Source organism: Cupriavidus sp. L7L, from assembly GCF_004353535.1.
GTDB classification, from domain to species: Bacteria; Pseudomonadota; Gammaproteobacteria; order Burkholderiales; family Burkholderiaceae; genus Cupriavidus; species Cupriavidus oxalaticus_A.
This window is the reverse complement of sequence record NZ_SMNY01000006.1, coordinates 167,538-186,515: the sequence shown is the minus strand read 5'-3', so window position 1 is coordinate 186,515 and position 18,978 is coordinate 167,538. Positions and strand designations below refer to the sequence as shown.

General features: G+C 68.9%; 16 protein-coding genes. 11 read left to right on the top strand and 5 right to left on the bottom strand.

The window, feature by feature from the left end:
• The first annotated feature begins 187 nt into the window (after positions 1 to 187).
• On the top strand, positions 188 to 1,447 hold the full coding sequence (locus E1J61_RS06500; RefSeq protein WP_133093305.1) for a M20/M25/M40 family metallo-hydrolase: 1,260 nt from the start codon (positions 188 to 190) through the stop codon (positions 1,445 to 1,447).
• A 206-nt stretch (positions 1,448 to 1,653) separates the two neighbouring features.
• The gene (locus tag E1J61_RS06495) at positions 1,654 to 1,917 is read left to right on the top strand and encodes a hypothetical protein (RefSeq protein ID WP_133093304.1); all 264 of its coding nucleotides are present in this window, start codon (positions 1,654 to 1,656) and stop codon (positions 1,915 to 1,917) included.
• A gap of 9 nt (positions 1,918 to 1,926) precedes the next feature.
• Here the strand turns inward: E1J61_RS06495 and E1J61_RS06490 are convergent, their stop codons facing one another.
• From E1J61_RS06490 to E1J61_RS06480, 3 genes are all read right to left on the bottom strand, one after another.
• The gene (locus tag E1J61_RS06490) at positions 1,927 to 3,504 is read right to left on the bottom strand and encodes a phospholipase D family protein (RefSeq protein ID WP_133093303.1); all 1,578 of its coding nucleotides are present in this window, start codon (positions 3,502 to 3,504) and stop codon (positions 1,927 to 1,929) included.
• A 123-nt stretch (positions 3,505 to 3,627) separates the two neighbouring features.
• Positions 3,628 to 4,227: a superoxide dismutase family protein gene (locus E1J61_RS06485; RefSeq protein ID WP_133093302.1), complete on the bottom strand. Its 600-nt coding sequence runs from the start codon at positions 4,225 to 4,227 to the stop codon at positions 3,628 to 3,630.
• Positions 4,228 to 4,356: 129 nt separating this feature from the next.
• Positions 4,357 to 5,292 carry a LysR family transcriptional regulator gene (locus tag E1J61_RS06480; protein WP_133093301.1) on the bottom strand — a complete coding sequence of 312 codons (936 nt, stop codon included), beginning with the start codon at positions 5,290 to 5,292 and terminating at the stop codon, positions 4,357 to 4,359.
• A gap of 383 nt (positions 5,293 to 5,675) precedes the next feature.
• Between E1J61_RS06480 and E1J61_RS06475 the strand changes: the two genes are divergently transcribed.
• From E1J61_RS06475 to E1J61_RS06445, 7 genes are all read left to right on the top strand, one after another.
• The gene (locus E1J61_RS06475; protein WP_133093300.1) at positions 5,676 to 6,626 is read left to right on the top strand and encodes an alpha/beta hydrolase; all 951 of its coding nucleotides are present in this window, start codon (positions 5,676 to 5,678) and stop codon (positions 6,624 to 6,626) included.
• Between the two features lie 183 nt (positions 6,627 to 6,809).
• Entirely contained in the window at positions 6,810 to 8,051 is a 1,242-nt protein-coding gene (locus E1J61_RS06470) for an efflux RND transporter periplasmic adaptor subunit (RefSeq protein ID WP_133093299.1), read from the top strand.
• Between the two features lie 110 nt (positions 8,052 to 8,161).
• On the top strand, positions 8,162 to 11,350 hold the full coding sequence (locus E1J61_RS06465; RefSeq protein ID WP_133093298.1) for an efflux RND transporter permease subunit: 3,189 nt from the start codon (positions 8,162 to 8,164) through the stop codon (positions 11,348 to 11,350).
• 11 nt (positions 11,351 to 11,361) lie between these two features.
• Positions 11,362 to 12,885, top strand: a complete 1,524-nt coding sequence (locus E1J61_RS06460) for an efflux transporter outer membrane subunit (RefSeq protein WP_243736803.1) — start codon at positions 11,362 to 11,364, stop codon at positions 12,883 to 12,885.
• Between the two features lie 164 nt (positions 12,886 to 13,049).
• Positions 13,050 to 13,616 carry an SRPBCC family protein gene (locus E1J61_RS06455; protein ID WP_165971436.1) on the top strand — a complete coding sequence of 189 codons (567 nt, stop codon included), beginning with the start codon at positions 13,050 to 13,052 and terminating at the stop codon, positions 13,614 to 13,616.
• 112 nt (positions 13,617 to 13,728) lie between these two features.
• A complete protein-coding gene (locus tag E1J61_RS06450) occupies positions 13,729 to 14,145 on the top strand; it encodes a hypothetical protein (RefSeq protein WP_133093296.1) in 417 nt (138 codons plus the stop codon).
• 76 nt (positions 14,146 to 14,221) lie between these two features.
• Positions 14,222 to 14,692, top strand: a complete 471-nt coding sequence (locus E1J61_RS06445; RefSeq protein WP_133093295.1) for a DUF2127 domain-containing protein — start codon at positions 14,222 to 14,224, stop codon at positions 14,690 to 14,692.
• On the opposite strand, the gene E1J61_RS06440 is transcribed toward E1J61_RS06445, so the two are convergent.
• Complete coding sequence (locus E1J61_RS06440; protein ID WP_133093294.1) at positions 14,689 to 16,494, bottom strand: ExeM/NucH family extracellular endonuclease; 1,806 nt, start codon at positions 16,492 to 16,494, stop codon at positions 14,689 to 14,691. The genes E1J61_RS06445 and E1J61_RS06440 overlap by 4 nt on opposite strands.
• A 152-nt stretch (positions 16,495 to 16,646) precedes the next feature.
• On the opposite strand from E1J61_RS06440, the gene E1J61_RS06435 reads away from it, so the two are divergent.
• On the top strand, positions 16,647 to 16,937 hold the full coding sequence (locus E1J61_RS06435; protein WP_133093293.1) for an antibiotic biosynthesis monooxygenase: 291 nt from the start codon (positions 16,647 to 16,649) through the stop codon (positions 16,935 to 16,937).
• 7 nt (positions 16,938 to 16,944) lie between these two features.
• Entirely contained in the window at positions 16,945 to 17,583 is a 639-nt protein-coding gene (locus E1J61_RS06430) for a phosphatidylcholine/phosphatidylserine synthase (protein WP_133093292.1), read from the top strand.
• 45 nt (positions 17,584 to 17,628) lie between these two features.
• Here E1J61_RS06430 and E1J61_RS06425 read toward each other — a convergent pair whose 3' ends face one another.
• Positions 17,629 to 18,930 carry an MFS transporter gene (locus E1J61_RS06425; RefSeq protein WP_133093291.1) on the bottom strand — a complete coding sequence of 434 codons (1,302 nt, stop codon included), beginning with the start codon at positions 18,928 to 18,930 and terminating at the stop codon, positions 17,629 to 17,631.
• Positions 18,931 to 18,978 lie beyond the last annotated feature (48 nt).

The window sequence follows — 18,978 nt, the reverse complement described above, 5'->3', positions numbered from 1 at the left end:
ATTGGTGCAGGGTCGATCGCGGGCCAGGCGTGGCGGGATCGGCATTGTGATTGGCGATATTGATCCTCCCCATGCCCGCTGGCAAGGGCTAGCATCTTGCACGTTGTGCCGTGCATGCCGGCGTTGCGACACGGCATGGCCCCAACAAGCTTCCAAGATCCCAACAAGACCAACCCGAGGAGATTCCATGCCGTTTTCCGTTCGACACGTTGCCGTTGCCGCCGCCCTGGCACTTGCCGGCGCAGGCCGCCTGGCCGCTGCCGCCCAGCCTGATGCTGCGCTGCTGGCCGCTGCCCGCACCGCCCAGCCGGCGGTGGTGCAGTCGCTCAAGGAGATGGTGTCGATCGAATCCGGCAGCGCCAACGCGCAGGGCCTGGCCCAGATGGCCAGCTACACCGAGAAGCGGCTGCAGGCGCTGGGCGCCAGGGTGGAGCGCGTGCCGGTCGCCAAGGGCCCGGGCACCATGGTCAAGGGCACGTTTATCGGCAACGGCAAGCGCCGCATCATGCTGATCGCCCACATGGACACGGTCTATCCGGAAAACACGCTGGCGACGCAGCCGATCCGCGAGGAGGGCAACCGGCTCTACGGCCCCGGCATTGCCGACGACAAGGGCGGCATTGCGGTCATCCTGCATTCGCTGGAGATCCTGAAGAACAAGGGCTGGCGCGACTACGCGCAGATCACCGTGCTGTTCAACCCCGACGAGGAAGTGGGTTCGGTCGGCTCCGGCGAAACCATTGCCACGCTGGCCGCGCAGCATGACGTGGTGCTGTCGTGCGAGCCCACTGCCGCCAAGGACGTGGTCAAGGCCGAGTCGCTGCTGCTGGGCGCGTCCGGCACCGCCACCGCCACCATGCAGGTCAAGGGCCGCGCCGCGCATGCCGGCGCCGCGCCCGAGCGCGGCCGCAATGCGCTGGTCGAGCTGGCCTACCAGCTGCAGCAGACCCGCGACGTCGCCACGCAGGTGCCCGGCTCGCAGCTGAACTGGACCCAGGCGCAGGCCGGCACGGTGCGCAACCAGATCCCCGAAAGCGCGGTGGCCTATGGCGACGTGCGCACCACGGCCAGCGGCGCCGCCGAGAGGCTGAAGGTCGTGCTGCAGGACAAGGTCAGATCGGGCCAGCTGGTGCCCGACACGCAGACCACGGTGACGATGGAGGAAGGCCGCCCGCCGTTCGTCGCCGACGCCCGCGGCCGCGCGCTGGCCAGGCGCGCGCAGGAGATCTACGCGGAGCTGGACGGCCGCACCCTGGCACTGGCCGAAAGCACCGGCGGCGCCACCGACGCGAGCTACGCCGCGCGCTCGGGCAAGCCGGCGGTGGTGGAGAGCTTCGGCCTGGCGGGATACGGCTACCACGCGCGCGACGAGTACATCGAGCTGGATTCGATCGTGCCGCGGCTGTACCTGATGACGCGGATCCTGGAGGATATTGGACGCAACTGAGCGGGGGCAACTAAGGGGGCGCAACTGAGCGGGGCGCGCCACCGAGGCCCGGGCCGGTGTGCGTAGGATGGCACCCGCGGGCGCCGAGGTGGCGCGTCAGGTATGAGCCATGCGCCGCCGGCGGCCACAGGCCGCGGCATCCTGCTACAGTGTCAACGCCGCCCGCAAGTGGCGGCCATGACAAGACATAGTGGGGAGACCGCAGCATGAACCGCAAAGGCCTGGTCGATGCCGCCTCGGCATTGGAAGACCTGGCGGCCGGCAATGTGCCGGCTGCCGCGCAAGTCGCGGCAGGCGCCGCCGCGCTGGAGAAGATCCATGCCGATTACCCGGGCTGGCGCGACGTCGGCGATGCCCTGTTCGGCCTCAAGGCCCTTGCCAGCGGCAGTGCCATGGACCTGGACGCCAATGGCCGCCAGCGCGCCGGCCGCCTGGCCGACGTCGTGCGCAGCCTGATCGACCAGATCTGAACGGCCCGGCTACAGCATCGACTCGATCGGCAGGATCGACAGGAACCAGATGCCGAGCCGCCGCCACCAGCTGGTGTTGGGTTCGGTGTCGTAGCGCACCACCTCGTTGCCGCGCCGCTCCAGCCAGTACAGCTTGCCCTGCTCGTCGAGCTTGACCTGGTAGGCCGCTTCCGGCACCACCGTGGCGAAGGTCGATTCGATGCGGCCGGCCAGAGCCGGGCTGTCGATGACGAAGCCCAGCTCGGTATTGAGGTGGGCCGAGCGCGGGTCGAAATTGAACGAGCCGACGAACACGCGGCTGGCGTCCACGCCAAAGGTCTTGGCGTGGAGGCTCGAGCCGGAACTGCCGAACGGGCCGGCGCGGTTCTCTTTCTTGTCCGGTGCCGCCGACCGCCGCAGCTCATACAGGTCCACGCCTGCCTCCAGCAGCGCCTTGCGGCGCTTGGCATAGCCCGAATGGACGGCGGCGACGTCGGTGGCCTCCAGCGCGTTGGTCAGCACGCGCACCGCAACGCCCTTTTCGGCCAGCTGCGAGAAATACGCGGTGCCCGCGGTGGACGGGACGAAGTAGGGCGAGACCAGGTCCAGCTCGCGCTGGGGTTCGCCCAGGATCTCGCGCAGCTGATGCGCGACCAGCGTGTCGCGTTCCGCCTCGCCAAGGGCCTTGGCGGGATCGTCGCTGACGATGCGCGCCCTGGCCCACTCGAACTCCAGCGTGCCGTCGAGCATGTGCCGCACGTCGGGCACCTCGCGCAGCGCCGCCACGTAGGCCGCAGCGGCCGGGTTCTGCTCCACCGCGCGGGCGTTGCCGGCCAGTTCGTCCAGGCGCTCCATGCTGACCGGCGGCACCAGCCGGTCCACCGGGTATGCCGAAGCGCTCGCCCAGTAGCGGTCGAAGTCGTGCGCCACGTCGGCGGCGGCGGGGCCGATCGCAATCACGTCGAGGTCGGCGAACAGCACGCCGTCCGTGGCCCCGAAGTATTCGTCGCCGACATTGCGCCCGCCGATGATCGTGGCGACGCCGTCGGCGGTGAACGACTTGTTGTGCATGCGCCGGTTCAGGCGCCGGAAATCGGTCAGGAAATTGAGCGCCTTGGGCTGGCGCAGCACGAACGGGTTGAAGATCCGCACTTCGGCCTGCGGGTGCGCGTCCATGGCCGCGAGCAGCTCGTCCATGCCCGACAGCCCGTTGTCATCGAGCAGCAGGCGCACGCGCACGCCGCGGTCGGCGGCCTCGTGCAGCGCCTCCAGCAGCAGCGTGCCGGTCAGGTCGTTGCGCCAGATGTAGTACTGCACGTCGAGCGTGCGCTGCGCCGTGCGTGCCAGGTGGATGCGCGCGGCGAAGGCGGCCTGGGCGTTGTTCAGCGGGTGGATGCCGCTGAGCCCGGGGTGGCCGGCCAGCGCGGCCGCGATCGCGCGGCCCAGCGGCGTGGCCGCGGCCTCGGCGGGCGTGATGGCGGTGGATTCGGTGCGATTGTCCAGCGGCGGCAGCGCGCAGCCGCCCAGCAGGGCGGCGCAGCACAGCACCAGCGAACTGGCGTGCAGGCGGTGGTGGGGCACGAACGCAGCGTCTGTGGGCAATGGCATGGCTATGGTCGGTGCGTCCCGCGGGCGGGGCCGCGCGTGTCGGCAATGACCGCCATGTTGCCATGCCCTGACCCTCTCCCGCGAGCGGGAGCGGAGATACTTTAGGTGCGAAACGCCTGCGACTTACGAAGCCGCCACTACCCCACAGGCAATGCGTCCGCCCGCATTGCCGGTCGGCTGCGTCTTGTAGTCGTCCGGATCCTTGTGCACCACCACTGCGCGCCCGATCACGCTGTTGGCTCCGGTACCCACCGACAGGTCCGGCAGCAGCATGCTGACCCTGGCATTGCCGCTCGAGTCGGCAGTGATGTTGTTCATGTCGCCGGCGTGGTGATCAGGCATGGTCATCTGGCCGTGCGGCTTGCCACCCGGATTGAAATGGCCGCCGGCGCTCATCGCGTCGGGCGCGGAACAGTCGCCCTTTTCATGGACGTGGAAGCCATGGACGGTATTCGGCGGCAGTCCTGTGATCGAGGCGGTCATCAGCACGCCGCCCGGCTGCTGCTGGAAAGTCACGGTGCCGGCGGTATTGGTGCCGCTCTTGGGCTGCAGCGCGGCCGCGGCGCGGGCACCGCTCGTGGTCGACGACGATGCGGCGGCAGCGCTGGCGCTGGCGCCGGTGGCGCTGGATGAGGCCGAGGCGCTCTTGCCGGAACCGGCGCAGCCGGCCAGCACCACGGTGGCGGCAACGCAGGCGGCCAGGGGGATAAGCACTTGTTTCATCGGAATCCTCTTCTCGTCGTGATTTCGGATGAAACAGTATAGGACGGGCAACGCGCTCGCGGCTTCCGGTTTTGTCCTGCCAGGCACGTTTCGGAGGCTCCGGCGCTTGCAACTTGCGTCAGGGCGCGCTCAGGCCGCCACCGCGAGGCGCTGCTGTACCGCACCAAAATGCGGGTGGCGCGAGAACAGGTCCGCCGCCCAGTTGACAAACACCCGCACCTTGGCCGACAGGTGCCGGTTCTGCGGATACATCGCCGAGATCGGCAACTCGTCGGTCTGCCAGTCGGCCAGGATCTCGACCAGCCGGCCGCTGGCCACGTAAGGCTCGGCCATGGCGCGCGAGATGCGGGCGATGCCATGGCCTTCCAGCGTGCAGCCCACGTAGACCTCGGGATCGTTGGTCGAGATCGCCGAGGGCAGCAGTACCTCGCCGCGCTCCGTGCCGCGCGCCATCGGCCACGGCATCTCGCGTCCGGTGCGGTTGGACAGGTAGTTCACCGCCTTGTGCTGCGCCAGCTCGGCCAGGTCGCCCGGCGTGCCGGCGCGGTTCAGGTAGATCGGCGAGGCGTAGAACGCCAGCTTTACATGGCCGATGCGTCGGGCCACCATCGATTCGTCCAGCGGGATCCCCACGCGCAACACCACGTCGACGCCTTCCTGCAGCAGGTCGATGGGCTTGCCGTTGATGGTCAGTTCGAGCTTCAGGTCGGGGTAGGCCTGCAGGAAGTCATTCAGTGCAGGCACGAGAACCAGGTTGGCCAGCGGCGCGGTGGTGTCGACCGACAAGGTGCCGCGCGGCGAATTGTTCTGCCGCGTCAGCGACTGCTCGGCTTCTTCCACGTCCGCCAGGATGCGCACGCAGCGTTCGTAGTAGGCCGCGCCGTCGTTGGTCACGCTGATGCGGCGCGTGGTCCGGTGCAGCAGCTTGACGCCGAGGTGCGTCTCCAGGTTCTGGATCAGGCGGGTCAGCGTGGCCTTGGGCAGGTCCAGCGATTCGGCGGCGCGCGCAAAGCTGCCGACGTCCACGACCCGTGTGAATGCCTGCATTGATACGAGACGGTCCATGATGAGGTTCCGACGAGAGATCCGAACGGCGTGCCGCGCGCGCTCGTGACGCGCACGGCGTGGCTTGTGGTTGTGATTGGGGGAGTGCTGCCGGCTGGCTGGCGCCGGATGCGCGGGGGCGCGGGCCGGCGTGGGTTTGTCAGGGCGAGCAGCGCCCGCAACGAAGGCAGGGTTGCGGGTCGCCATGCGTGCCAGGAACTGGAGTGAATCACATTTTCGATGACCTTGTCACGCGTGGGGTTTCGGCCATCGGGAGTGGTTCGATTATTCCAATCCCGGAACAGTGCATTGGCGATCTCTCGCTTTATCCCATCCTCGTCAATCACCATAATCCGTTGCATCGCAACACTCAAGCGCATTGTTTTTCCCGTGCGCCGGACGCCATGCCAAACCAGCCAGGCCAACGCCAGAACGCCGCTTCCGCCGCCACCGGCCAGGGCGAGCCGCGCGTGGTCGAGCACACGGTAACGAGCGACGGCCGCGAGATCGCGGTGTGCGTGTGCTACCCGCCGGGCTATCCCGCGCCGGGCGCCGAGGCGGCCACGTGGCTGCCCTGGCTGGTGTACCTGCATGCCGGCGGCTTTGTCGATGGCGGCCTGGAGCGGGCGCGCAAGCTGGTGCAGGACCTGGCCAGGGCGGTGCCGGCCGTGGTGGTGACGCCGGCCTATTCGCTGGCGCCCGAAAACCCGTTCCCGGCCGCGCCTGAAGATGCGCACAGCACGGTGCAATGGGTGCTGCGCAACGCCCGGCGCCTGAAGCTGGACAAGACCCGCTTCGCGCTGGTGGGTGAGGAAGCCGGCGGCAACCTTGCGATCGCGCTGGCGCAGATGCTGCGCGACCGCGGCACCGCGCAGCCGCGCGGCCAGTGGCTGATCCGGCCGGTGACCGACCCCTGCCTGCAGCACGCATCGTGCGCGGGCTTCGGCAGCGGGCAGGTGCTGATGGAAACGTTGCGGCGCATGGCCTGCAACTATCGCGATTACTTGCCGACGCCGGCGGACAGCGTGCATCCCTATGCCGCGCCGGCGATGGCTTCGCGCCTGGCCGGGCTGCCGCCCACGCTGGTCCAGGTCGCGGAACAGGATACGCTGCGCGCTGAAGGCGAGGCCTTCGCGCAGCGGCTGGGCAAGGCCGGTGTGCCGGCCCAGGCCATGATCATGCCCGGCGCCTGTGGCGACGGCGTGGAAGAGACCCATGACGCGTGTCAGGCATGGGTCGACGAAGGTGCGCGGTTCCTGCAGCGATGTCTGGCTGCGGCCGACGATACCTCACCCCTGACCGAACGCCAGGCTGGCGCAAGCGCCAGCCGGCCTGGAGCCAAGCCCGCCGGCTGAGCCGCTCCAGCCAATCGCCAGCCGGCTCTGTATCGGCCAGAGCCAGGTCCGCCGGTTTGCATGGGCGGACCTAAGTCCGACTATCCAATCTGAATCGGTTCCGATCCGCCCTGCGCGGACCGGCAGGCGGCGTTCGGCCATTTGCTTTTCCGGTTGAAGAAAACCCGAACAGGAGTTTGAGAAATGCAGCAGCATAAGCGACATACCCTGATTGCCCTTGCCATCGTCGTGGTGCTCGGTGCCGGCGTGGCCGGCGCGGTCCTGCGCCCGTGGCACAGCGGCGAGGCCCATGCCAACACCCCGCCGCCGGCCCCGTCGATCGAAGTGGCCGCCGCGGTGGGCCAGACCATCACGGAGTGGGACGAGTTCTCCGGCCGACTGGAGGCGGTCGACCGCGTGGAGATCCGCCCGCGCGTGGGCGGCACCATCGATGCGGTCCACTTCCGCGAGGGCGCGCTGGTGAAGAAGGGCGATCCGCTCTTTACCATCGACCCGCGCCCCTACGCCGCCGAAGTGGCACGCGCCGAGGCCGCGCTGGCTGCCGCGCAAGTCCGCGCGGGGCACGCCAGGAGCGAGGGCGAACGCGCGCAGCGGCTGCTGGACGACAACGCCATCTCGCGCCGCGAGTTCGACGAGCGCATCCACGCCGCGCGCGAAACCAGCGCCAACGTGCGCGCCGCGCAGGCACAACTCGAAGCCGCGCGCCTGAACCTGACCTATACGCGCATCATCGCGCCGGTGTCCGGGCGCGTGTCGCGTGCCGAGATCACCGTGGGCAACCTGGTGGCGCCGGGCACGGCCACGCCGGCGCTGACCACGGTGGTGTCGGTGTCGCCGATCTACGCGAGCTTTGAGATCGACGAGCAGAGCTACCTGCGCTACACCGCGCCGGGCGCCGGCGGCGGGCAGGCCAACCTGCCGGTCTACCTCGGCCTGGCCAACGAAGACGGCCACCCGCACCAGGGCAAGATCCAGTCGGTCGACAACCGGCTCGATACTCGCAGCGGCACCATCCGCGTGCGCGCGGTGTTCGACAACGACGACGGCCGGCTGCTGCCGGGCCTGTACGCCAAGGTCAAGATGGGCGGCGGCGCGCCGCACGCGGCGGTGCTGGTCAACGACCGCGCCGTCGGCACCGACCAGGGCAAGAAGTTCGTGCTGGTGCTCGACAAGGCCAACAAGCTGGTCTACCGCGAAGTCGAGCTCGGACCCAACTACGAAGGCCTGCGCGTGATCCGCAAGGGGCTGAAGCCGGGCGAGAGCATCGTCGTCAACGGGCTGCAGCGGGTGCGGCCGGGCGACACGGTTCAGCCCAAGGCGGTGGCCATGGCATTCCGCAGCGAGCTGGAGCCGCGTCCGGCGGCGCCTGATCGCAAGCAGGCCGCCGCCGGGAAGGGCGACGCGGACGCCAAGCCGGTGAGCTGATCCGCCTACCGACAGCAGTAAACCTTTAGCGCTCCCCCTGCAGATGTGGATGGCGCCCGCCACGGCGGGCCGCCAGGGGGACCGCTACGCCAACGCAGGCAGAGACCAAGATGAACCTCTCCAAATTCTTTATCGACCGCCCCATCTTCGCCGGGGTGCTGTCGGTGCTGATCTTCCTGATTGGCGCCATCTCGATGTTCAAGTTGCCGATCTCGGAGTACCCGGAAGTGGTGCCGCCGTCGGTGGTGGTGCGCGCGCAGTATCCGGGCGCCAACCCCAAGGTGATCGCCGAAACCGTGGCTTCGCCGCTGGAAGAGCAGATCAACGGCGTCGAGGACATGCTGTACATGTCGTCGCAGTCCAACAGCGACGGCCTGCTCACGCTGACCGTGACCTTCAAGCTGGGCACCGACCCGGACAAGGCGCAGCAGCTGGTGCAGAACCGCGTGTCGCAGGCCGAGCCGCGCCTGCCGGAAGACGTGCGCCGGCTGGGCATCACCACGGTCAAGAGCTCGCCGGACCTGACCATGGTGGTCCACCTGGTCTCGCCCAACGACCGCTACGACATGACGTACCTGCGCAACTACGCGGTAATCAACGTCAAGGACCGCCTGGCGCGGATCCAGGGCGTGGGCCAGGTGCAGCTGTTCGGCTCGGGCGACTACGCCATGCGCGTGTGGCTCAACCCCGAGAAGATGGCCGAGCGCCAGCTCGCCACCAGCGATGTCATCAAGGCCATCCGCGAGCAGAACGTGCAGGTGGCGGCCGGCGTGATCGGCCAGTCGCCGTCGCTGCCGGGCGCCGACCTGCAGCTGTCGGTCAATGCGCAGGGCCGCCTGGGCACGGTGGAAGAGTTCGGCGATATCGTCGTGCGCACCTCCGCCGACGGCGCGGTGACCTACCTGAAGGACGTTGCCCGCATCGAGCTGGGCGCGTCCGAGTACGCGCTGCGCTCGCTGCTGGACAACAAGCCGGCAGTGGCCATCCCCATCTTCCAGGCGCCGGGCTCCAACGCCATCCAGATCTCGGATGACGTGCGCAAGACCATGGAAGAGCTGAAGCAGAACTTCCCGGACGGCATCGACTACAGCATCGTCTATGACCCCACGCAGTTCGTGCGCCACTCGATCGAGGCGGTGACGCATACGCTGTTCGAGGCCATCGCGCTGGTGGTGCTGGTGGTGATCCTGTTCCTGCAGACGTGGCGCGCATCGATCATTCCGCTGCTGGCGGTGCCGGTGTCGATCGTCGGTACCTTCGGCCTGATGCATGCGTTCGGCTTCTCGATCAACGCGCTGTCGCTGTTCGGGCTGGTGCTGGCCATCGGTATCGTGGTCGACGACGCGATCGTGGTGGTGGAAAACGTCGAGCGCAACATCGAGGAAGGGCTGACGCCGAAGGAGGCCACCTACAAGGCCATGCGCGAAGTCAGCGGCCCCATCATCGCCATCGCGCTGACGCTGATCGCCGTGTTCGTGCCGCTGGCCTTCATGACCGGCCTGACCGGCCAGTTCTACAAGCAGTTCGCGCTGACGATCTCGATCTCGACCATCATCTCGGCGTTCAACTCGCTGACGCTGTCGCCGGCGCTGTCGGCCCTGCTGCTGAAGAGCCATGACGCGCCCAAGGACTGGCTGTCGCGCGGCATGGACCGCGTGTTCGGCGGCTTCTTCAAGCGCTTCAACAACTTCTTCGGCCGCAGCGCGGAAAGCTATGGCCGCGGGGTGAAGGGCGTGATCCGCCGCAAGGGTTCGGTGTTCGGCGTCTATGCGGTGATGCTGGCGCTGACCTGGGGCGTGTTCCAGCTGGTGCCCAAGGGCTTCGTGCCGGCGCAGGACAAGCAGTACCTGGTGAGCTTCGCCAAGCTGCCCGACGGCGCCACGCTGGACCGCACCGAGGACGTGATCCGCAAGATGAGCGAGATCGCGCTGAAGCATCCGGGCGTGGAATCGGCGGTGGCCTTCCCGGGCCTGTCGATCAACGGCTTCACCAACAGCCCGAGCGCCGGCATCGTGTTCGCCACGCTCAAGCCGTTTGAAGAGCGCAAGAGCGCAGAGCTGTCGGGCGCGGCCATTGCCGCCGACCTCAACCAGAAGTATGGGGCGATCCAGGATGCCTTTATCGCGGTGTTCCCGCCGCCGCCCGTGCAGGGCCTCGGCACCATCGGCGGCTTCAAGCTGATGATCGAGGACCGTGCGGCGCTGGGCTATGACGCGCTGTTCGAGGCAACCAATGCCTTCGCCACCAAGGCGCGCGCCACGCCCGAGCTGACCGGCATCTTCAGCAACTACCAGGTCAACGTGCCGCAGCTCGACGTCAAGCTGGACCGCGTCAAGGCCAAGCAGCTGGGCGTGCCGGTGACGGAGGTGTTCGACACGCTGCAGACCTACCTGGGCTCGGCGTACGTCAACGACTTCAATAAGTTCGGCCGCACCTACCAGGTCAAGGTGCAGGCGGATGCGCCGTTCCGCGCCCATGCCGAGGACATCCTGCAGCTGAAGACGCGCAACGCCGCCGGCGACATGGTGCCGCTGTCATCGCTGGTGCAGGTGAAGCAGGGCTTCGGTCCGGACAGCGTGGTGCGCTACAACGGCTTCACGGCTGCCGACATGAACGGCGGGCCCGCGCCGGGGTTCTCGTCAGGGCAGGCGCAGGCCGCCGCCGAGCGCATCGCCGCGGAAACGCTGCCGAAGGGCATGAAGTTCGAATGGACCGAGCTGACCTACCAGGACATCCTGGCCGGCAATGCGGGCGTCTGGATCTTCCCGCTGTGCGTGCTGCTGGTGTTCCTGGTGCTGGCTGCGCAGTATGAAAGCCTGACGCTGCCGCTGGCGGTGATCCTGATCGTGCCGATGAGCCTGCTGGCGGCGATGACGGGGGTGTGGCTGACGCAAGGCGACAACAACATCTTCACGCAGATCGGTTTCATCGTGCTGGTGGGGCTATCCGCGAAGAACGCGATCCTGATCGTGGAGTTTGCGCGCGAGCTCGAGCATCACGGCCGTACCGTGGTGCAGGCCGCGATCGAAGCGAGCCGCTTGCGCCTGCGTCCGATCCTGATGACGTCGTTCGCTTTCATCATGGGCGTGGTGCCGCTGGTGGTGTCCAGCGGTGCCGGCTCGGAGATGCGCCATGCGATGGGCGTGGCGGTGTTCGCGGGCATGCTCGGCGTGACTTTCTTCGGGCTGTTCCTGACGCCGGTGTTCTACGTGGCGCTGCGTTTGCTGGCCACCCGGGGCCAGCGCCGCGCGGCGGCGCAGGAGCAGGGCGCCGCCCGCCTGACCGCATCGGCTGAATAATGGTGATCAACATGAATGCTGCTGCAATGTCGACAACAAACTACTGGTTGCCGAAGCTGGCTACGCTGGCCGCCGCGCTGATCCTGGCCGGCTGCTCGCTGGCGCCGACCTACAAGGTGCCGGAGACCGCCACGGTGCCGGCCTACAAGGAAGCCGAGGCCGCGCAGGCCGAAGGCGCGCAATGGAAGACCGCGACGCCCGCCGAAGGCCAGCATCGCGGCGAATGGTGGAAGATCTTCGGCGACGGCGAGCTGGACCGCCTGATGGCCGCCGCCGGCGAATCCAACCAGGATCTCGCCATCGCCGCGGCGCGCCTGAAGCAGGCGCGTGCCTTCACCGGCGCGACCGAGGCGGATCTCTACCCGCAGCTCAGTGTGGGGCTCGATCCGACCCGATCCCAGCCGTCGGCCGCGTCGCAAGGCCTGCCTGATGGCACGCGGGTCTCGCCGCAGACCGTGCTGAAGGCCCGCGCCTTCGCCAGCTATGAGTTGGACCTGTTCGGCCGCGTCGCGTCCAGCGTCAATGCCGCGCGCGCCGATGGCGAGGCGGCCGAGGACCTGTACCGCTCGGTGCAGCTCGCGCTGCAGGCCGACGTGGCGCAGGCGTATTTTGCGCTGCGCACGCTCGACAGCGAACGCGACCTGCTGAATGCGACCATCCGGCTGCGTGAAGACGCGCTGAAGCTGCTGAAGAAGCGCTACGACGCCGGCGAGACCACCGACCTTGACCCGGCCCGCGCCGAGGCCGAGCTTGGCACCGCGCGCGCCGACCTGGCCGGCATCGAGCGCCGCCGCGCCAACCAGGAGCATGCGCTGGCGGTGCTGACCGGCGTGCCGCCCGCGGCGTTCTCGCTGCCGGCGCGGCCGTTCGATGCCGCGCCGATCGCGATCCCGGCCGGGCTGCCGTCCGAGCTGCTGGAGCGGCGCCCGGACATCGCCGCGGCGGAGCGGCAGATGGCTGCGGCCAACGCCCGCATCGGCGTGGCCAAGGCGGCGTTCTTCCCGCGCATCACGCTGACCGGGCTGTTCGGCTTTGAATCGGCCGACCTGTCCAACCTGTTCAAATGGTCGTCGCGCACCTGGATGCTGGGGCCACTGATCGGCTCGACCATCGCGCAGACGGTGTTCGACGGCGGCCGCAACAGTTCCAACCTGGCCGGCGCGCGTGCCGCGCACGAGGAAAGCGTAGCCGCGTACCGGCAGACCGTGCTGGTGGCCTTCCGCGAAGTCGAGGACAGCCTGGCCGATGTGCGCTGGCTGAGCCAGCAGGCGGGCGCGTTGGACAGCGCGCTGGGCGGCGCGCGCCGCGCGGCGCGGATCTCGCGCAGCCGCTACGATGCCGGCGCCGTCGACTACCTGACCGTGATCGATGCCGACCGCACCGTGCTGCAGTCCCAGCGCGAGGCCAATGCGGTGGCGGGCTTGCGCGCTGCCGCAACGGTGTCGCTGATCCGCCGGCTGGGCGGCGGCTGGGGGCCGGTGCCGGAGACGGTGGCGGCAACGCAGCCGGTGACGGCCACCGTGCCCGCGCAATGACGCGCCGCAGCGGCATGCCATGACGCGGTGCAACCGCGCGCCGCAAGGGCGTCGATCAGTACGCCGATGCTGGCGCGATGCCCCGGAATCACTACACTGGAAGCATCGCGCCACGCGTCCCCGGCGCCCCGGGACAGGTCTGCGGGCGCCTGGGTTGCATCGTCATGCCTCGCTTCAGGAAACCGGTCTGGGGATTGATCTTTGCCGCGCTCACGGTGGCGCTGCTGCTGGTGCCATTGCCGTGGGCGGACCGCACCAGCATCCACGACGAAGTGGTGATCGCCCGGACTCCGGCCGAGGTGTTCGACTACATTGCCACGCCGCAGCACTGGCCGGCGTGGTATCCCGCCTCGGGCGCGGTAGCGGGGGCCACGGACCATCCGCTGGCGCTCGGTGAGCGCGTGGCCGAAAGCTTCGTGGCGGGCGAGCGCAGCGCCGTGGTGATCTGGACCGTCACCATCAACCAGCGTCCGCGCGTCTGGGCGATTGCGGGCGAGGTGCCGGGCGGGCGCCGGGCCGGTACCATCACCTACAAGCTCACCCCGGCCATGACGCCGTCGCTGACGCCATCGGCGGAAAGCACGCGTTTCGAACGGGAATTCAGCTACCAGTCGCCCACGCTGCTCTTTGCGCTGCTCAATCGCCTGATGCTGCGCTCGCGCCTGCAGTCCGAGTCCGCCGAGGCCGTCAGGCGCCTGAAGGCGAGGCTGGAAGCACCGCAGGCGCCATAGCCTTGCACGGCGGGGCGATCGGCACTAAGTTGGAAACAGCGGCCCATGCCGCTGCAGGAGCTTTGCCATCACCATGACGTCCCGTACCCTTGGCCCCGATACCGCAGACTGAATGTGGCGGCTGGCATTGGGCGCCGCGCTGGCACTGGCGTTGCAGTTCGGCGCGGCACCGCTGCGCGCCCAGCCGCATGAGTCGGGTCCAATCACGATCGGCGGATCGGCGCAAGTGCAGGGGCCGGTGCGGGTCCATGGCACCCTGACCGTCGCCGGCCACGTCTATGCCAGCGGCCCGCTGACCGCAGCATTCTTCACCGGCCCGGTCAGCGCCCGCTCGGTGCCGTATCGCGGCGGCTACCTGAAGGTGTTCAAGGGACCGTTGACCGTGCATGGCGACATGGTGGTCAATGGCGACCTGAACGTTGCCGGACCGCTGACCGTCGATGGCCCGCTTGCCGCCAGCGGCGGCATCGATGCCGACGGGCCGATGCGCGAGCGGGACTACGGCGACTACCGCGACTACCGCCGCTGACTACCGCCGCTGCGTGGCGTTTCCCTGTTGCACAATACCGGCTTTGCAGTCACTGCAATCCGGACGGGGAACACGCATGGCAAAGCAGGGCGAGGGCGCACTGGGCCTGAAGGGCATCGCAATGTTCGAGGCGGCCAAGGGCCTGCTGGTGATCGTCGCCGGCCTGGGGCTGGCCGCGCTGCTGCACCGCGATGCGCAGGCGCTGGCCGAAGCCATCATCCAGCGCCTGCACGTCAACCCCGCCAGCCGCTATCCCACCATCTTCCTGTCGCTGCTCGCGCATCCCGATGACGCGCGCCTGTGGGCGATCGGCGGCTCGGCGGCGGTCTATGCGCTGATGCGCTTCGCCGAGGCCTACGGACTTTGGCGCGGGCTCGCCTGGGGCAACTGGATCGGCATCTGGTCCGGCGGCATCTATATCCCGCTGGAGTTGTACGAAGCCTTTGTCCATCCGAGCTGGCTGCATGGCGGGCTGGCGGCGGCCAACCTGCTGGTGGTGCTGTACCTTGCGCAGGGATTGCTGCTGCGGCGCATGTCGGCCGGCTAGGGCGATCCGGCGGCCAGGGCGAGGTCGATCAGCAAGGGGTCGTGGTCGGAGGACCGGTATGCATCGGGGGCGTAGTAGGCCGGCACCGAAGGCGCGCCCGGGGCCGGCGCATAAGAGAACGCCGCCGGCTCGTCGGCATTGATATGCCACGGCTGCACGGCTACGACATGCCTCGCGGCCGCGGCATCCGCCAGCACATGGTCGAGGTAGCCGGCCTGTCCGTTGTAGACGTAGCTGTAGGCCTGCGGCCCCGCCAGTTTCGCCACCATGTCCGCATAGCCGCGCCGTGCCAGCAGCCGCACCGGATCTTCCATTGCATAGCTGTTCAGGTCGCCGATCACCAGCACGCCCGCGCCGGGGGCGCCGGTCGGCACCATGGCAATCCAGTCGGCCAGGGCGCCGGCGGCCTGCACGCGCGAGGGATTCCAGCATCCTTGCCCATCGCCCTGGTCGGCTTGCGCGCCAGCGGCTTCCGCGCAGTTCTTTGACTTGAGGTGGTTGACCACGACCGTCACTGGCGCGCCGCCGGCCTTTGCCCGGAAGCTGGCGGCAAGCGGCTGGCGGCTGCGGGCGCCCAGCCAGGTGGTGGCGGCACGGCCTACGATCTCCGTGGCGCGGGCGTTGTACAGCAGGCCCACCGCGATGGCATCGCCGCCGAGCGCGGGCGTTCCGGGATCGACGACGCGCCAGTCGGGCCCGAGCCGCGCCGCCAGTTGCCGCACGGCGCTGTCCGGGCCAAAGCCGTTGTTCTGCAACTCCATCAGGCCGATCACGTCGGCATCCAGCGCACGCAGTGCGGCGGCCAGCTTGGCCTCCTGCCGGGCCAGCGCCGCTGCGGTCCGCGCGCCGCGGTTGTCGCCCGAAGCGAGGCCACCACTGCCGCCACCGCCGTTAAGGTAGTTCTGCAGGTTGAATGCCGCCACCCGCAGCGTTGCGGCGGGATGGCGCGCCGGCGCGCGCGGGCGCGGATTTGCGGCCTGGAACGCCGGCGCCCGCGCGCCGCGTACCGGCTGCAGGCGCCACTGCCCGTGGCGCTTCTCCAGCACGCCGGCCACGCCGCTGACGGTATCGCCGGTACGCAACGGATGGCTGGCGGCAAGCTGCGGCGGCGGGTACGGCACCACTTCCGGGTACTGGCGCGTCGAGCCATCGTCGAGCAGCAACCGGTTGCGCAAATTGGCCGCCGCGGCTTGCGCTGCGCCCGCGCCTGGCAAGGCGACCTGCGTGGGCGCGAACGGGCGCCCCACGCTCAGCGCCAGCGTGCCATAGCGCGCCAGTTCATGGGTTTCGCTGACCGTCAGCGTCTGCGGCATCCTGACCAGCATGCCGGCGCGGGCACGCAGGTCGGCATCGCTGGCCGGCAACACCAGCGTTGCCGGCGTGACCGGAATGCCGCTGGCGCAGACCGCCGGCGCATCGGACAAGGTCAGCTGTGTTTGTCCGAATTTTTCCTCGACCCTTCCGGACAGGCGCACGAGGTCGCCCGTACGCGCCACTGCCCGCGGGGCATAGACGAACAGCCCTTCGGAAATGCCCGGCCGCTGCTGGCGCTGGGCGTCGGCCTGCTGCACGAAGAAGCCGCGCAGGCCGCGATCGCCGCTGAAATCCGCGGTGACCACCGCTTCGACATCGACCATCCGGCCGGACCATGCGCCGCCGTCCTGGATTTGGGCAATGGCCGTCGCCGGCGCGCCGCATGGCTGCACGGCGCCAAACGCCGGCGCGGCACCGGGCAGGCAGAGAAGAATGGTGAGGGCAGGGATGCAAAAACTTCCGGGCAGCGGTCGCAAGCGGGTCGGCATGGCAGCTCTGGCAACGAAGTGGCAAGGTCCACGATGCTAGCCGAGCGGTGTAACGGAATGCTTTCCGCGGCATGCGGCGCCGTCGATCGTGCTAAGGTAGTAAGAACCCGCCGGCGCGCGCCGGCCTCCTCCCCAAAGGTAATAAAACCGCCATGATCAAGGAAATCGCACAACTCACCATCAAGCCCGGCATGGAGCGGCAGCTCGAACAGGGCGTCAGCCAGGCCAAGCCGCTCTTCCTGCGCTCGCGCGGCTGCCATGGCGTGCAGCTGTTCCGCTCGATCGAGCAGCCCGAGCAGTACACGCTGGTGGTCGACTGGGAGACCGTGGAGGACCACATGGTCCACTTCCGCGAATCGCCGGAATTCCAGCAATGGCGTGCGCTGGTGGGCGATACCTTCGCTGCACCGCCGAGCGTGCACCACGTATCGCAGGCCCTGTAAGCGCGCGATGAACACACGGCCGGAGCGTCCCCGCCATTTCTCGATGCTGCGCGAACTGCAGCTTGCCGACGTGTTCACGCTCGGCAATGCAGCCTGCGGCATGGGGTCGGTCTTCTTCGCCATGTTCTACGTGGCGGACCAGCAGCTGTCGCACTTCTACACGGCCGCGGCGCTGGCGCCGCTGGCCTTTATCTTCGACGTGCTCGACGGCCGCATCGCGCGCTGGCGCCATGCCCATTCGGCGCTGGGGCGCGAGCTCGATTCGCTGGCCGACGTGATCTCGTTCGGCGTGGGGCCGGCCACGCTGGCGTTTGCCGCCGGCATGCGCGGCGGCTGGGACCTGGCCATTCTGATCTACTTCGTCTGCTGCGGCGTGAGCCGGCTGGCGCGCTTCAACGTCACCGCCGAATCGCTGGCCGCCGGCAGCGACAGCGGCAAGGTGGCGTATTTCGAAGGCACGCCGATCCCGACCAGCGTGCTGCTCACCGCCGTGCTGGCATGGTGTGCCTGGCGAGGACAGCTGGGTGGCGACCTGCCTGGCGGCGCCTGGGTGCTGGGCCCTGCCGTGCTGCATCCGCTGGCGCTGCTGTTCGCGCTGTCGGGCACGCTGATGGTCAGCAAGACGCTGCGCATCCCCAAGTTCTGAAGAATGGCCCGGTGCGTGCGGGAACCCGCGCGCACTGCGTGGGGCTCACGCGCGAACGGGCTCCGCCATGCTTGCCGCACGCTTGCGGCTGGCCATCAGCACCAGCAGCGCCGCCACCAGGCAGGCCGCGCCGGCGCCATACAGCGCCGGCGTATAGGTCAGCAGCAGCGTGCGGGTCATCCCCGCGCCGAACGCCGCCACGGCCGCGCCGATCTGGTGGGCCGCGAAGATCCAGCCGAACACGACCGGCGCGCGCTCGCGCCCGAACGCGGTGGCGGCCAGCTTGACCGTCGGCGGCACGGTGGCGATCCAGTCCAGCCCGTAGAACATGGCAAAGATCGACAGGCCGTACAGCGTGAAGGTCGAATGCGGCAGCCAGAACAGCGACAGGCCGCGCAGCGCGTAGTACCAGAACAGCAGCTTGCGGCTGTCATAGCGGTCCGACAGCCAGCCCGACAGGATCGTGCCGACGAAATCGAAGGCGCCCATCATCGCCAGTGCCGACGCCGCCGGCACCGGGCCCATGCCGAAGTCGCCGCAGAGCGCGATGAAATGCGTCTGGATCAGGCCATTGGTGCTCAGGCCGCAGATAAAAAAGGTGCCGGCCAGGACCCAGAACGCCTGCGTGCGCGCCGCATCGCGCAGCACCGCGAACGGCGCGCGCAGCGTCAGCGGCGCCGGGGGTGCGGACGGCTGCACCGGCGCCGCGGCCGGGACTTCGCCGAACGCCGCCAGGCCCACGTCGGCGGGACGGTTGCGCATCAGGCCCAGCACCAGCATGGCCAGCAGCGCGCACGCGGCCAGCACGGGCAGCACGGCGACGCGCCAGCCCATATGCTCGATCAGCCAGGCAGCCACCGGCAGGAACGCAAGCTGGCCGGTGGCCGAACTGGCGGTCAGCAGGCCGATGACCAGCCCGCGCCGCGCGCTGAACCAGCGGTTGGCGACCACGGCTGCCAGCACCAGCGCGGTCAGCCCGGAGCCGACACCCAGCATCAGCCCCCACGCCACGAAGAGCTGCCACAGCTCGGTCGACACCGTTGCCAGCGCCATGCCGCCTGCAATCAGCGCCAGCGCCGCGCAGACCACGTTGCGCACGCCGAAACGCTCCATCAGGATGGCCGAGAACGGCGCCATCAGCCCGAACAGCGCAAAGCGGAAGGCAAGGATCGACGAGATCTCGTCGGTGTTCCAGCCCATCTCGCGCGCCAGCGGCGACAGGAACGCCCCGGGCAGGCCGAGCGCGGCCGAGGTGGTGAGCATCACCAGGAAGGTAAGGGCGGCGACCAGCCACGCGTAGTGGATGCCGCGCCGGTCGAGCCGGCGGGAAAGGGCTTGCGCGAACATTGGGTTTCTCTGACCTGGGAGTTGGGTGGCGACAGGCGAAAGAGGCCC

Coding starts and splice junctions, on each gene's coding strand:
- E1J61_RS06500 (WP_133093305.1), top strand. CDS start 188: ATGCCGTTTTCCGTTCGACACGTTGCCGTTGCCGCCGCCCTGGCACTT.
- E1J61_RS06495 (WP_133093304.1), top strand. CDS start 1,654: ATGAACCGCAAAGGCCTGGTCGATGCCGCCTCGGCATTGGAAGACCTG.
- E1J61_RS06490 (WP_133093303.1), bottom strand. CDS start 3,504: ATGCCATTGCCCACAGACGCTGCGTTCGTGCCCCACCACCGCCTGCAC.
- E1J61_RS06485 (WP_133093302.1), bottom strand. CDS start 4,227: ATGAAACAAGTGCTTATCCCCCTGGCCGCCTGCGTTGCCGCCACCGTG.
- E1J61_RS06480 (WP_133093301.1), bottom strand. CDS start 5,292: ATGGACCGTCTCGTATCAATGCAGGCATTCACACGGGTCGTGGACGTC.
- E1J61_RS06475 (WP_133093300.1), top strand. CDS start 5,676: ATGCCAAACCAGCCAGGCCAACGCCAGAACGCCGCTTCCGCCGCCACC.
- E1J61_RS06470 (WP_133093299.1), top strand. CDS start 6,810: ATGCAGCAGCATAAGCGACATACCCTGATTGCCCTTGCCATCGTCGTG.
- E1J61_RS06465 (WP_133093298.1), top strand. CDS start 8,162: ATGAACCTCTCCAAATTCTTTATCGACCGCCCCATCTTCGCCGGGGTG.
- E1J61_RS06460 (WP_243736803.1), top strand. CDS start 11,362: ATGAATGCTGCTGCAATGTCGACAACAAACTACTGGTTGCCGAAGCTG.
- E1J61_RS06455 (WP_165971436.1), top strand. CDS start 13,050: ATGCCTCGCTTCAGGAAACCGGTCTGGGGATTGATCTTTGCCGCGCTC.
- E1J61_RS06450 (WP_133093296.1), top strand. CDS start 13,729: ATGTGGCGGCTGGCATTGGGCGCCGCGCTGGCACTGGCGTTGCAGTTC.
- E1J61_RS06445 (WP_133093295.1), top strand. CDS start 14,222: ATGGCAAAGCAGGGCGAGGGCGCACTGGGCCTGAAGGGCATCGCAATG.
- E1J61_RS06440 (WP_133093294.1), bottom strand. CDS start 16,494: ATGCCGACCCGCTTGCGACCGCTGCCCGGAAGTTTTTGCATCCCTGCC.
- E1J61_RS06435 (WP_133093293.1), top strand. CDS start 16,647: ATGATCAAGGAAATCGCACAACTCACCATCAAGCCCGGCATGGAGCGG.
- E1J61_RS06430 (WP_133093292.1), top strand. CDS start 16,945: ATGAACACACGGCCGGAGCGTCCCCGCCATTTCTCGATGCTGCGCGAA.
- E1J61_RS06425 (WP_133093291.1), bottom strand. CDS start 18,930: ATGTTCGCGCAAGCCCTTTCCCGCCGGCTCGACCGGCGCGGCATCCAC.